The sequence below is a fragment of the Parapedobacter composti genome, from assembly GCF_900112315.1.
Lineage (GTDB): Bacteria > Bacteroidota > Bacteroidia > Sphingobacteriales > Sphingobacteriaceae > Parapedobacter > Parapedobacter composti.
The window spans coordinates 297,282-311,457 of record NZ_FOLL01000002.1 but is presented as its reverse complement, the minus strand read 5'-3'; the positions used below and the strand labels follow the sequence as shown (position 1 = coordinate 311,457).

9 protein-coding genes and 1 pseudogene are annotated in these 14,176 nt (G+C 47.6%); 8 read left to right on the top strand and 2 right to left on the bottom strand.

Features of this window, described 5'->3' with window-relative positions; genetic code table 11:
• The first annotated feature begins 77 nt into the window (after nt 1–77).
• The 7 genes from rplK to BM030_RS04340 all read left to right on the top strand — a co-directional run bounded on the left by rplK (nt 78) and on the right by BM030_RS04340 (nt 11,644).
• On the top strand, nt 78–521 hold the full coding sequence (rplK, locus tag BM030_RS04370) for a 50S ribosomal protein L11 (protein WP_090971525.1): 444 nt from the start codon (nt 78–80) through the stop codon (nt 519–521).
• A 22-nt stretch (nt 522–543) separates the two neighbouring features.
• Nucleotides 544–1,242 (top strand): 50S ribosomal protein L1, encoded by a 699-nt coding sequence (gene rplA, locus BM030_RS04365; RefSeq protein ID WP_090971523.1) that lies wholly within the window; start codon nt 544–546, stop codon nt 1,240–1,242.
• Between the two features lie 2 nt (nt 1,243–1,244).
• Complete coding sequence (rplJ, locus tag BM030_RS04360; RefSeq protein WP_090971521.1) at nt 1,245–1,766, top strand: 50S ribosomal protein L10; 522 nt, start codon at nt 1,245–1,247, stop codon at nt 1,764–1,766.
• A 75-nt stretch (nt 1,767–1,841) separates the two neighbouring features.
• Nucleotides 1,842–2,222, top strand: coding sequence for a 50S ribosomal protein L7/L12 (gene rplL / locus BM030_RS04355; RefSeq protein WP_090971519.1), 381 nt, complete (start codon nt 1,842–1,844; stop codon nt 2,220–2,222).
• 171 nt (nt 2,223–2,393) lie between these two features.
• The gene (rpoB, locus tag BM030_RS04350) at nt 2,394–6,203 is read left to right on the top strand and encodes a DNA-directed RNA polymerase subunit beta (protein WP_090971516.1); all 3,810 of its coding nucleotides are present in this window, start codon (nt 2,394–2,396) and stop codon (nt 6,201–6,203) included.
• A gap of 34 nt (nt 6,204–6,237) precedes the next feature.
• Nucleotides 6,238–10,518, top strand: coding sequence for a DNA-directed RNA polymerase subunit beta' (gene rpoC / locus BM030_RS04345; protein ID WP_090971514.1), 4,281 nt, complete (start codon nt 6,238–6,240; stop codon nt 10,516–10,518).
• A gap of 154 nt (nt 10,519–10,672) precedes the next feature.
• The gene (locus tag BM030_RS04340) at nt 10,673–11,644 is read left to right on the top strand and encodes a tRNA modification radical SAM protein MnmL/YtqA (protein ID WP_090971512.1); all 972 of its coding nucleotides are present in this window, start codon (nt 10,673–10,675) and stop codon (nt 11,642–11,644) included.
• On the opposite strand, the gene BM030_RS04335 is transcribed toward BM030_RS04340, so the two are convergent.
• Nucleotides 11,608–12,072, bottom strand: coding sequence for a pyrophosphohydrolase domain-containing protein (locus BM030_RS04335; protein ID WP_090971510.1), 465 nt, complete (start codon nt 12,070–12,072; stop codon nt 11,608–11,610). The two genes, BM030_RS04340 and BM030_RS04335, sit on opposite strands and share 37 nt — an antisense overlap.
• Nucleotides 12,073–12,132: 60 nt before the next feature.
• Nucleotides 12,133–12,867: pseudogene (locus BM030_RS04330) on the bottom strand (pseudouridine synthase); the annotation flags it as partial.
• A 496-nt stretch (nt 12,868–13,363) separates the two neighbouring features.
• On the opposite strand from BM030_RS04330, the gene BM030_RS04325 reads away from it, so the two are divergent.
• A complete protein-coding gene (locus BM030_RS04325; protein WP_090971506.1) occupies nt 13,364–14,173 on the top strand; it encodes a lytic transglycosylase domain-containing protein in 810 nt (269 codons plus the stop codon).
• The last annotated feature ends 3 nt before the right edge of the window (nt 14,174–14,176 follow it).

Sequence of the window (14,176 nt, the reverse complement as noted above, 5' to 3'; positions counted from 1 at the left end):
CGCTTCAAAATCTAAATGTTACGTTAAATGCTTCCACCTTACTAACAAACATTTATTAATTAATCAACATCGTAGAAATGGCAAAAGAAGTCAGTGCGTTAGTAAAATTACAAGTGAAGGGCGGCGCTGCAAACCCGTCACCTCCAGTAGGACCCGCATTGGGTGCAAAAGGGGTGAATATCATGGAGTTCTGCAAGCAGTTCAATGCACGTACCCAAGACAAGCCCGGCAAAGTATTGCCTGTTGTCATTACGGTGTATAGCGACAAGTCTTTCGATTTTATCATTAAGACCCCTCCGGTTGCCGTGCAACTGATTGAGGCTTCCGGTGTGAAAGGGGGCTCTGGTGAACCTAACCGCAAAAAGGTGGGTTCAGTTACTTGGGAACAAGTGGAAGCCATAGCAAAAGATAAAATGCCGGATTTGAACGCCTTTACACTGGAGTCAGCCATGCGGATGGTAGCCGGCACGGCGCGTAGTATGGGTATTACAGTGAACGGTAATGCGCCCTGGAACAATTAGTTAACGAAATCAATTTAAGAAAGTGGCAAGATTAACAAAAAATCAAAAAGCGGCACTATCCAAGATTGAAGTTGGTAAAGCGTATTCCTTACAGGAGGCTGCTGCCTTGGTAAAGGATATAACCACTACCAGGTTTGATGCTTCGGTGGATATTGATGTGCGCCTTGGCGTAGATCCCCGTAAAGCCAATCAAATGGTACGTGGTATTGCCACATTGCCACATGGTACGGGTAAAACCGTCCGCGTGTTGGTGCTTTGTACACCTGACAAGGAGGAAGAGGCCAAGGCTGCGGGAGCTGACTATGTGGGATTGGACGACTATATCAGTAAGATCGAGGGAGGATGGACCGATGTTGATATCATCATTACCATGCCCAGTGTGATGGCAAAGGTTGGGAAGCTTGGCCGTATTCTCGGTCCGCGCAACCTGATGCCAAACCCGAAGACCGGCACGGTGACCAGCGATATCGGTAAAGCCGTGGCCGACGTTAAGGCTGGTAAGATTGACTTCAAGGTAGATAAAACGGGAATTATTCATACTTCCATCGGCAAGGTGTCTTTCCCTCCGGAAAAGATTTACGAGAATGCCTTGGAAGTGTTGCAGACAATTTCCAAATTGAAACCTTCAGCGGCAAAAGGGACGTATTTCAAAAGTATATACCTCTCTTCAACCATGAGTCCCGGTATCCAAATTGAAACTAAATCAGTAGCAGGAATTTAATCATGAAAAGAGAAGAAAAGCAAGAAATTGTTAAAGCTTTAGCTGAGCAGATTAAATCTTACGGCAATTTTTACATTACCGATACTGCTGATTTGACCGTGGCCACCGTAAATGGTATTCGCAGAAAGTGTTACGATAGGGGTATTGCCATGCAAGTGGTTAAAAATACGTTGATAAAGAAAGCGCTTGTTGAAGCCGGCGTGGATTCGGAGGAATTGGTCGGTATACTCAAAGGTTCGTCAACGATGCTGTTTTCCGAAACAGGTAATGCTCCGGCTAAGTTGATTAAAGAGCTCCGGAAAGACGGTGACAAACCGGTACTGAAGGGCGCTTATATCGACGCTGCAGTATTTATCGGCGATAACCAGATCGACGCGCTGACCAAGCTTAAATCGAAGAACGAGCTTATCGGCGATATCATCGGATTGCTGCAATCCCCTGCCAAGAATGTGGTATCTGCCCTCCAGTCTGGTGGCAACACATTGGCCGGGTTGGTTAAAACTTTACAGGAACGAGGAGAGTAGGGCGTCTCCCAATCAAAATGCCCGAAGGATTGTTATTAAAATTATTAAACAGTAAATTCAAAAATTAAAAATAAAATGGCAGATTTAAAAGCGTTTGCTGAGCAGTTGGTAAACTTAACAGTAAAAGAAGTTAACGAGTTAGCTCAAATCTTGAAGGATGAGTATGGCATCGAACCTGCTGCCGCAGCGGTTGCTGTTGCTGGTCCTGCTGCGGGTGGCGATGCCCCTGCTGCTGCTGAAGAAAAGACCTCTTTCGATGTAATCCTGAAAGAAGCCGGCGGTCAGAAATTGGCCGTTGTGAAACTTGTTAAGGATTTGACAGGCCTTGGCCTGAAAGAAGCTAAGGACCTGGTTGATGGAGCACCTAAAGAATTGAAAACAGGTGTTGCTAAAGACGAAGCTGAAGCTTTGAAAAAGCAACTTGAAGAAGCAGGAGCTGTTGTTGAGATCAAGTAACGCTGATCATACAACATGCCTAAATGGGTTAGACTCTGACGTAAATTCGTCAGAGTCTATTCCTGTTTGTGACTTTACCTCCTTTCATGTTCGTGTTGTACATGATTTCGCAATGCAGCGGGCAAACAACACAAAATGCACAGTTTAATATTAAACTAAATTCTTATTCCCTTGGCAAACAAAAGTATTCAAAACGAAAGAATTAATTTCGCAAACAGTAAGAAGGTAATTGATTACCCTGATTTTCTGGATGTGCAATTGGAATCTTTCAGGGAGTTTTTTCAGCTTGAAACAACTTCCGACAACCGCCACCAAGAAGGGCTGTTCAAGGTATTTTCCGAAAACTTCCCCATTTCTGATTCAAGGAACATCTTTGTGCTTGAGTTTTTGGATTATTTCGTCGATCCCCCCCGTTATGGTATCCAGGAGTGTATCGAACGGGGATTGACCTATAGCGTCCCGCTCAAGGCAAAGCTTCGCCTTTCATGCAACGATGAGGAACATGAGGATTTCGAAACCATCGTACAGGACGTTTACCTGGGAACCATTCCCTACATGACCCCTAAGGGAACCTTTGTCATCAACGGCGCAGAGCGGGTGATCGTATCGCAGTTGCACCGTTCGCCGGGCGTTTTTTTCGGCCAGAGCCGGCATACTAACGGAACGAAACTTTACTCGGCCAGGGTTATCCCGTTTAAGGGTTCATGGATTGAATTCGCGACAGACGTGAACAACGTCATGTACGCATATATAGATCGTAAAAAGAAATTCCCGGTAACCACGTTGCTGAGGGCCATAGGCTATGATTCCGATAAGGATATTTTGGAATTGTTTGATTTGGCTGACGAGGTGAAAGTGAGCAAATCCGGGCTAAAGAAATATGTAGGCCGTAAGCTGGCCGCAAGGGTGCTAAAGAAATGGATTGAGGACTTTGTGGATGAGGATACAGGTGAAGTTGTATCCATTGACCGAAACGAAGTGGTGCTCGAACGTGAAACCATCTTGGAAGACGACCACATTGATTTGATTATCGATGCGGGAGTGAAATCGATCATTCTGACCAAGGAGGATACGGCCAATAATGCCGACTATTCCATCATTTACAATACCTTGCAGAAGGATACCTCAAACTCGGAAAAAGAAGCGGTGGAACATATCTACCGTCAATTGCGTAATGCCGAACCGCCTGATGAAGAGACGGCTCGTGGTATCATCGAGCGTTTGTTCTTTTCCGACAAACGATATGACCTTGGCGATGTGGGCCGTTACCGTATCAACCGCAAGCTTCAACTTGATACGCCGGATGATATTAAGGTACTTACCCGGGAAGATATTATCGCCATTGTTAAGTACTTGATTAACCTGATTAATTCAAAGGCTGAGGTGGATGATATAGATCACCTATCCAATCGCCGGGTACGTACCGTTGGCGAGCAGTTATATTCGCAGTTCGGCGTAGGGCTGTCGCGCATGGCGCGTACCATACGTGAGCGGATGAATATTCGCGACAATGAGGTGTTTACGCCTACGGATCTGATTAATGCACGGACGTTGTCGTCCGTTATTAATTCGTTTTTCGGTACCAACCAACTGTCGCAGTTCATGGATCAGACCAATCCGCTGGCTGAGATTACCCATAAACGCCGTTTATCGGCCCTTGGACCTGGTGGATTGTCTCGCGAACGTGCTGGTTTTGAGGTGCGTGACGTACACTATACCCATTATGGACGCCTTTGTACCATCGAAACACCGGAAGGCCCGAATATCGGTCTGATTTCGTCACTTTGCGTACATGCTAAGATCAATAACTTAGGATTTATTGAAACCCCTTATAGAAGGGTGGAAGACGGTAGAGTGGTTGTGGAGGAACCCGTTGTTTACCTGTCAGCAGAGGATGAAGACGGTAAAACTATCGCACAAGCCAATGCTGAATACGATGATAAAGGTAACTTTATCACACCAAGGGTTAAAGCAAGGTTTGAGGGTGACTTCCCTGTTATTGAGCCTGAGAAGCTGGACCTGATGGACGTTGCGCCTAACCAGATTACGTCAATTGCGGCGTCGTTAATTCCGTTTCTTGAACACGACGATGCTAACCGCGCGCTTATGGGTTCAAACATGCAGCGCCAAGCGGTACCTCTTTTGCGGCCGGAGGCGCCTATCGTGGGTACTGGCCTGGAAGGCCGTGTGGCACGCGACTCGCGTACGTTGATTAATGCTGAAGGCGATGGTGTGGTAGAGTACGTGGATGCCAATGAAATAAAAATCCGTTATGAGCGTACCGAAGATGAAAGGCTTGTGTCATTCGATGACGATGTGAAGACCTATAAGCTCATCAAGTTCAAGAAAACGAATCAGAGTACTTGTATTAACCTGAAACCTATCGTGAAAACGGGACAGCGGGTAGAGAAGGGACAGGTGCTTTGCGAAGGCTATGCGACTCAGGACGGAGAACTGGCTTTGGGACGTAACTTGAAAGTGGCATTCATGCCATGGCAAGGATTCAACTTTGAGGACGCCATCGTGATTTCAGAGCGTGTGGTGAGCCAGGATATTTTCACTTCGCTGCATATTGAGGAGTTCGAACTTGAAGTTCGGGATACCAAGCGAGGCGAGGAAGAACTTACTGCTGATATTCCCAACGTTTCCGAAGAGGCAACGAAAGATTTGGATGAAAACGGCATTATCCGAATCGGAGCCGAAGTACGTGAAGGTGATATCCTGATTGGTAAGATTACGCCTAAGGGCGAATCTGACCCCTCTCCGGAAGAAAAGCTGCTTCGTGCAATCTTTGGTGACAAGGCCGGTGACGTGAAAGATGCATCGTTGAAGACCCCACCGTCCATTAACGGGGTGGTTATCGATACCAAGTTATTTTCACGTGCCAAGAAGATGAATAAGGAAGAGGAGAAAAAGGCCCTCGACCAGTTGGATGCACAGCATACTAAGGCGCTAAAGGCGCTGAAAGATAAGTTAGTTGAGAAGCTGTTTGCGATTGTAAACGGCAAGACTTCCCAAGGTGTTTACAATGTGTATAAAGAGTTGTTGGTGCCGAAAGGGGCCAAGTTTACGCAAAAGATCCTCTCGGATCTGGAGTACAACAACGTGAATCCGACCGGGTGGACTACCGATGAAGATAAAAATGAGCTGATCAAACAGACGCTTCACTTCTATAACATTAAATTGAACGAAGAGCTCGGTGCCTATAAGCGAGACAAGTTTGCTATCAGTGTAGGTGACGAGTTGCCTTCGGGTATTGTGCAGATGGCGAAGGTGTTTATTGCCAAAAAGCGGAAGCTTAAAGTAGGTGATAAAATGGCTGGCCGCCACGGGAACAAGGGTATCGTTGCGAAGATTGTACGTGATGAAGACATGCCGTTCCTGGAAGATGGCACACCGGTAGACATCGTGCTGAACCCGCTAGGCGTACCTTCACGGATGAACTTAGGGCAGATTTACGAAACGGTACTGGGCTGGGCCGGACAGAAGCTCGGTGTAAAGTTTGCTACGCCGATTTTCGACGGGGCATCTACCGAAGAGGTGGAAGAATGGGTGGCCAAAGCCAGCCTTCCCGCTTCAGGCCGGACTTACTTGTACAACGGATTGACGGGAGAGCGCTTTGACCAGCCGACCACCGTGGGCGTGATTTATATGCTGAAATTAGGCCACATGGTTGACGACAAGATGCATGCCCGTTCCATCGGTCCGTACTCGCTCATTACGCAACAACCGCTTGGTGGTAAAGCCCAATTCGGTGGACAGCGTTTCGGTGAAATGGAGGTTTGGGCATTGGAGGCTTTCGGTGCTTCAAATATCCTGCAGGAAATCCTTACCGTTAAATCGGATGATGTAGTGGGTCGGGCGAAAACGTATGAGGCTATCGTCAAAGGTAATAACCTTCCGACACCATCCGTTCCTGAATCATTCAACGTGCTTGTGCACGAGTTACGTGGTTTGGGATTGGACATCACGTTGGATTAATCAAGCATAGCGCGTTAACTTTAGAAAGGAAAGTATGTCTTACAAAAAAGATAATAAAATTAAGAGCAACTTCACCTCGATTACCATCAGCCTGGCGTCTCCGGAGACCATTCTGGAGCGTTCAAGCGGGGAAGTTGTGAAACCGGAAACCATCAATTACCGGACGTACAAGCCCGAGCGCGATGGTCTGTTCTGCGAACGCATTTTCGGTCCGGTCAAGGATTATGAATGCCACTGCGGTAAATATAAGCGCATTCGCTACAAAGGCATCGTGTGCGACCGCTGTGGTGTTGAAGTGACGGAGAAAAAGGTACGCCGGGAGCGCATGGGGCATATCAGCTTAGTGGTTCCCGTGGCGCATATCTGGTACTTCCGTTCACTGCCAAATAAAATCGGTTACTTGTTGGGCTTGCCCACCAAGAAACTCGATATGATTATTTACTATGAGCGGTATGTGGTTATTCAGGCAGGGGTGAAGGAGGAGGATGGTATCCAGTATATGGATTTCCTTACCGAAGAAGAATACTTGGATATTCTGGATACGTTACCCAAGGAAAACCAGTTTTTGGATGATACTGATCCGCAGAAGTTTATCGCTAAGATGGGAGCGGAGGCACTGGAGGAACTGCTGAAGCGGCTTGACTTGGATCAGCTTTCCTATGACCTGCGCCATCAGGCAGCTAATGAAACTTCGCAGCAACGGAAAAACGAAGCCTTGAAACGGTTGCAAGTAGTTGAGGCTTTCCGCAGTTCCCGGGATCGCATAGAAAACCGTCCGGAATGGATGATTGTAAAGATTGTGCCGATTATCCCGCCGGAGTTGCGCCCCTTGGTGCCGCTGGAGGGCGGACGGTTTGCCACGTCTGACTTGAACGATTTATACCGAAGAGTAATTATACGGAACAACCGTTTGAAGCGCTTGATGGAGATTAAGGCGCCGGAAGTGATTTTGCGTAACGAAAAGCGGATGTTACAGGAAGCTGTAGACTCGTTATTTGACAATTCGCGGAAGGTGAACGCTGTGAAGACGGAGGGTAACCGGGCGCTGAAATCACTGTCTGACATCCTAAAGGGTAAACAAGGTCGTTTCCGCCAAAACCTGTTGGGTAAACGGGTAGACTACTCCGCCCGTTCGGTTATCGTGGTTGGGCCGAATCTGAAATTGCATGAATGCGGGTTGCCAAAAGACATGGCAGCCGAACTGTATAAACCGTTCATTATCCGCAAGATGATCGAACGGGGAATTGTAAAAACCGTAAAGTCTGCCAAAAAAATTGTAGACCGGAAGGACCCGGTGGTATGGGACATCCTGGAAAATGTATTGAAAGGGCATCCCGTATTGCTTAACCGTGCGCCTACACTGCACCGTTTGGGTATACAGGCATTCCAGCCTACTTTGGTTGAAGGCAAAGCTATTCAGTTGCACCCATTGGTGTGTACGGCATTCAACGCCGACTTTGACGGGGACCAGATGGCTGTGCACCTGCCCTTAGGCAATGCTGCTATATTGGAAGCCCAAATCCTTATGCTGGCTTCGCATAATATCCTCAACCCGGCAAATGGCACGCCTATTACCGTTCCTTCGCAGGACATGGTATTGGGCCTCTATTACATGACTAAAGGCCGTAAGACGGATGATACGCGTGTGATGAAGGGCGAAGGCATGACGTTCTACTCTCCTGAAGAAGTGATCATCGCACACAATGAGAAGAAAGTTGATCTGCACGCCTATATCAAGGTGAAAACCAAGGTGAGGGCAAAAGATGGCGGCATAGAAGACCGTATCATCGAAACCACGGTGGGGCGTGTACTGTTCAACCAAGTGGTTCCCGAAGAAATCGGTTACGTCAATGAACTGCTTACTAAGAAGTCGCTGCGCGATATCATCGGTGAAGTAGTAAAGATCACCGGTATGGCGCGCGCCGCTAAATTCCTGGATGATATCAAGGAATTAGGATTCCAGATGGCGTTCAAGGGAGGTCTTTCGTTTAACTTGCAGGATCTGAATATCCCGGACGCTAAAGCTGACTTAATCGAGCAGGCCACGAAAGAAGTGGAAGAGGTAATGAACAACTATAACATGGGTTTCATTACCAACAACGAGCGCTACAACCAAATCATTGACATCTGGACACGTATAAACAACCGGTTAACCGCGAATGTGATGGAAATCCTCTCTACGGACAACCAGGGCTTCAATTCGGTGTACATGATGCTCGATTCGGGTGCCCGGGGTTCCAAGGAGCAGATCCGCCAGCTTTGCGGCATGCGGGGGTTGATGGCCAAGCCGCAAAAATCCGGATCTTCCGGTGGGGAAATTATCGAAAACCCCATCCTCTCCAATTTTAAGGAAGGATTGTCGGTATTGGAATACTTTATCTCTACGCACGGTGCCCGTAAGGGTCTTGCGGATACGGCCTTGAAGACGGCGGACGCGGGTTATCTGACCCGTCGTTTGCACGACGTAGCGCAGGACATGATTGTAGTGGAGGATGACTGCGGTGGCTTGAGGGGCGTGTATACCACGGCCCTGAAAGATAATGAGGACATCATTGAGCCGCTGTACGATCGTATCCTTGGGCGTGTTTCGCTGCATGACGTCTATGATCCGGTAACCGGCGAACTGCTCGTTGCCGCCGATCAGGATATTGATGAGGAAATAGCAGCCAGGATAGAGAATTCTTCGGTAGAAGGACTTGAAATCCGTTCGGTATTGACCTGCGAAAGTAAGCGAGGTGTATGTGCCCTATGCTATGGTCGTAACTTGGCTACAGGTAAACGGGTGCAGAAAGGCGAGGCTGTGGGTGTTATCGCCGCACAGTCTATCGGTGAGCCGGGTACGCAGCTTACACTCCGTACGTTCCACGTAGGTGGTACGGCGTCGAACATTGCCGCTGAGTCTCAGATTCTTGCGAAATTCGACGGGGTTATCGAATTGGAGAACATCCGTTCTGTGCCGCATGAAGGAGAAGAAGGGCCCGACCAGGTGGTTATTGGCCGTTCAGGTGAATTCCGCATTATCGACCCCGAATCCAAAAAGGTATTGATGACCAACAATATTCCTTACGGGTCATACCTATATGTGAATGCTGGTGATAAGGTAACCAAAGGACAGCGTATCTGTTCTTGGGACCCCTATAATGCGGTTATCATTTCTGAGTTCGGTGGTAAGGTTGAGTTTGAATCCATCATCGAAGGTGTGACTTTCCGTGAAGAGTCTGACGAGCAAACCGGACACCGTGAGAAAGTAATCATTGATACTCGCGATAAAACAAAGAACCCGGCTATCAAAGTTCTGGATAGCAAAGGGGCCCTTATCCGTACGTATAACATTCCCGTCGGTGCCCACGTTTCGGTGAACGACGGCGCGGTGATTAAAGAGGGGGTGATTTTGGCTAAGATACCGCGCTCTACGGGTAAAACACGGGACATCACAGGCGGTCTGCCACGCGTTACGGAGTTGTTCGAGGCGCGTAATCCGTCGAACCCAGCCGTGGTAACCGAGATTGACGGTGTGGTAACCTTGGGCGGTGTGAAGCGTGGGAATCGGGAGATTTCCATCGAATCGCGTGACGGGCAAATCAAAAAATACCTGGTGCCGCTGTCTAAACATATCCTGGTACAGGATAACGACTTCGTAAAAGCCGGTATGCCTCTGTCGGATGGTTCGATTTCTCCCTCTGACATTCTGAATATCAAAGGCCCGTCTGCGGTACAGGAATACTTGGTGAACGGTATTCAGGAGGTTTACCGCCTGCAAGGGGTAAAGATCAACGACAAGCACTTTGAAACTATTGTGCATCAAATGATGCAGAAGGTTGAGATTGACGATCCGGGCGATACCCGTTTCTTGGAGAAAGAGGCCGTTAACAAATGGGATTTCATGGAAGAAAACGATGCTATTTACGACAAAAAAGTGGTCGTGGATGCGGGGGATTCCAATGAGTTGAAGCCCGGCCAGATTGTTTCCCTGCGTAAATTGCGGGATGTCAATTCCAGCTTGAAGCGCCGAGATTTGAAATTGGTTGAAGTACGTGACGCTATTCCGGCCACGTCCAGTCCGCTGTTGCAGGGGATTACCCGGGCATCCCTGGGAACCAAATCGTTCATCTCTGCGGCATCCTTCCAGGAAACCACTAAGGTGCTGAACGAAGCGGCCATTGCCGGCAAACGTGATGATTTGCTTGGTTTAAAGGAAAACGTTATTGTAGGCCACCTTATCCCTTCGGGAACAGGCTTGCGGGACTACGAACGTATTATCGTCGGTTCGCAGGAGGAATATGACCAATTGATGGCTTCCAAAGAGGAAGATTAGCGGTTGATAACTGGTGGATAGTGTTGGTGATGAACCGCCAGAAGAGAAGATTGAAAATACCGTCGGCGTTCAGCCGGCGGTATTTTTTTTCATTGCCCAGCAGCGCCTCCTGTCTCTTATCTGATGTCTCACAATAATCCCGTATCTTTGTACCATGGGTACCCTACTGGATATCGGACAAAAGCCGTACAATCACTATGGCGCATACTTGCGCACCAAATATGCCGGCCGGCGTGTGTTCAAGATTATCGTTGACGGCAATTTTACCTGTCCGAACCGGGATGGGAGCAAAGGATACGGAGGATGTGCATATTGTAATGTAGATTCGTTTACACCAGCGTCGGCCCGTAAACTGCCCTCCATCAAAGAACAGGTAGAAGAAGGGATCAGACGTGCCGTAAATGGTTATGGAGCCGAAAAATTTGTGATTTATTTTCAGCCCAATACCAATACATATGCGCCGGCACATTACCTGAAGGCCTTGTATGACGAGGCGTTAAGCGTAGCACCCGAGCACGTTGTGGGGCTGTCGGTGGGCACCCGTCCTGATTGTATCGATTTCGAGAAGGTTGCCTTGTTGGAGAGCTATACCGATCGGTATGACGTGGATTTGGAGATGGGTATGGAATCTATCTATAATGACACGCTCAACAGGATAAACCGTGGTTGTACGCACGAAGAACTGGTGAGCGCGCTTGACTTAGTAAAGGACAGTCCGCTGGACATCTGCGTGCATACCATTTTTGGATTCCCTTGGGAGTCGCGGGAGATGATGCTCCGCTATGCGGATGAGATCAACCGGTTTCCTCAAATCAAATTTGTAAAGCTCCACCATCTTCATATCGTCGAAGGATCAATCATGGGCGTGCAGTATAAACGAGAGCCCTTCCACGTGTTCAGCTTAGAGGAATATACCGATTTCCTCTGCGAATTTATCCCATTGCTGCGACCCGATATCGTCGTCCAGCGGTTGTTTGGATTGGCTGACCAAGAATTGCTGATAGCGCCCAATTGGGGATTGGGTAAATCGGCGATTCAGACGTACATTGACAAGGAATTGGAGCGCAGGGGGGCGTATCAAGCCCGCAATTACCCTAAAATACCCCTTAAGTCTGCAGGCGAATAGTAGACAGATTTGAGTGTTTTGCGATCTTCCGATCGGTAGACCAGGTAACGCCCATCAGCCTCTTCATAGAAGCAATCCACCCCTTTCTGTTGGTAGTGAGCTACAGTTTCCTCAGCTTCCTTAATGGTTTTACAAGCTTTGCTCATGTTTGAGCGTTGGACTTCATCAAACAATGCAGCAAACCTTTCCGCTAGTCCGAATTCCAGTACTGCTCCTGACAATACATATTGTAGATCACACAATGCATCGGCGATTTCCGTAATGTTATTGTCGGCTATGGCTTCCTCGAGTTCCTTAAGCTCCTCAGCCAGAAGTGCTAGGCGAAGGCGACAACGTTTTTCATCCGGAATTGTGGGGGTTGGAAGAATGGGATGTTTAAAAGTCTTATGGAATTCAGCAACAGCGGTCAGTGTCTTCGGATCGGTCATTTCTCAGTAGTTGGTATTAGTACTTAGTATATGGCACTTTTATTTAATCGTTGATTCTATTTACTTGATGAAATGTTTGAGTTGGATGATTTCCTTTTCTTCAAGGTAACGCCAGCGTCCACGTGGCAGATCCTTTTTCGTCAGATTAGCATAGACGACACGGTCCAATTTGACGACGTCGTAGCCTAAGTGCTCAAAAATACGTCTTACGATACGGTTTTTCCCGCTATGTATCTGGATGCCGATCTCGCGTTTGCTTCCTCCTTGAACATAATGTATAGCGTCTGGTTTTATGAGACCATCTTCAAGTTCAACGCCAAAGGATATCTTATTGAAATCACCCTGTGTCAGATTTTTGTTCAGTTCAACGTGGTAGATTTTGATCACATTGTTGCGGGGATGCGAAAGCTTTTCGGCCAGGCTGCCGTCGTTGGTCAGTAGAAGCAAGCCGGTAGTGTTACGGTCAAGCCGGCCTACCGGGTATATCCGTTCTCTTGTGGCGCTGGCAACCAAGTGCATTACCGTGCGCCGCTCCTGCGGATCGTCGGTGGTGGTAATATAATCTTTTGGTTTGTTGAGGAGCACATACACCATTTTTTCCCGTTTCAAGCGTTCTCCATTGTATCGGACTTCATCTTTTGCAGGATCTACTTTCGTTCCAAGTTCTGTAACCACATTGCCATTGACGGTGATGACGCCTGCCTGAATCAATTCATCGGCTTTGCGTCGGGAACAGACGCCGGAATTGGCGATATATCGGTTAAGTCTTACTAATCCGTTGTCGTCAGCGAAGGACGCTGCAACGGGTTTAGTTCGCTCCCGGCGTTTACCTCCACTGTATGGGCGCGTTTGCCCCTTTTTCTCATAACCAACACTGCTGTCCCGTTTTTCCCGGAAATCGTCGGTTGAGCCGGGGCGGTTATCCCGGGAAGGGTTCGTGCCACGCCTCCCGGGTTTATGATGGCCTGTGTTGGATATGTTGGAGGTTGATTTACCCGGACGTTTGGATTTGTCGTCTCGACTGTTCCTTTTGTTGCTGAACGGCATGATGATTACCTAAAAAATGTAAGTCACAAAGATAGGCAAAAATATGGGCTTATTAGGAAGGGACTTAACGTTTTCTCCATAAAACAGCTTCAAAATTTACGTTAAAAGTTGTTAAATGTCAAGCGTATTTTTATAACTATTTGTGAATTAACATTATAATTTTTATTTTTGCAGCCAGCTTTTTGGAATAAGTAATTTATGGCATAAGTATTGCTGTTTGCCATTCGTTACAGAAAGGTTATTAATGATAAAAAAACAACTGCTCTGTTGTGGTGTGGTTTTGTTTCTGGTGTTGTTTTCGAAGCTATATTCTTTTCATGTAGCGGCCAATACAGCGGCACCTTACGCACGACAACTGGATTCCCTATCTCAGGGAGCGCTGTTGCAAGATAATGACATTAGTGATATCCGCAACACCTCGTACTTTGCATCATTGAGTTTTGCTAATGAAAGCCTGCCACTGGGTGATCAGCAAATCGAACGTAAGATGATGCGTTATCTTAAAGCATACTCATATAAGGAGCGACGTTCTTATTTATTGCACAACCGTGCGAGAAAGGCGTTGCCACAAGTAGCAACAATTTTGCGAAAGTATGGTATTCCTGAGGATTTCAAATACATTCCTTTGGTGGAAAGTGGTTTCACCAGTGGTACGACGTCCCACCGCGGGGCATCTGGCTACTGGCAATTTATGCCGCATACCGCGCGCCAATTCGGATTGCGGGTAGACGGCGAGGTGGATGAACGCCAGCATATCGAGAAGTCTACCGTTGCTGCTGCCAAATACCTTCGGGCGCTATACCGCGAGTTCAACAGCTGGACATTGGTTGCTGCGGCCTTCAATATCGGCGAGGGAAATCTGCAGCGGGCTATCAGTAAGCAGCGGGAAGACAATTATTTCAAGCTGAAACTGAATAAAGAAACCGGGGCATACGTGTATAAATTGATTTCAGTAAAAGAAATCATCGAAAATCCTGATCGGCACGGTTACCGGAAGGGTCGGACGTTATTGGCCGATGCTGCCCCTGAGGCTGGAGATTCGGATAAGTTATAACCG

Coding starts and splice junctions, on each gene's coding strand:
- BM030_RS04335 (WP_090971510.1), bottom strand. CDS start 12,072: ATGACCGATCCGAAGACACTGACCGCTGTTGCTGAATTCCATAAGACT.
- BM030_RS04325 (WP_090971506.1), top strand. CDS start 13,364: ATGATAAAAAAACAACTGCTCTGTTGTGGTGTGGTTTTGTTTCTGGTG.
- rpoC (WP_090971514.1), top strand. CDS start 6,238: ATGTCTTACAAAAAAGATAATAAAATTAAGAGCAACTTCACCTCGATT.
- rplJ (WP_090971521.1), top strand. CDS start 1,245: ATGAAAAGAGAAGAAAAGCAAGAAATTGTTAAAGCTTTAGCTGAGCAG.
- rplK (WP_090971525.1), top strand. CDS start 78: ATGGCAAAAGAAGTCAGTGCGTTAGTAAAATTACAAGTGAAGGGCGGC.
- BM030_RS04340 (WP_090971512.1), top strand. CDS start 10,673: ATGGGTACCCTACTGGATATCGGACAAAAGCCGTACAATCACTATGGC.
- rplL (WP_090971519.1), top strand. CDS start 1,842: ATGGCAGATTTAAAAGCGTTTGCTGAGCAGTTGGTAAACTTAACAGTA.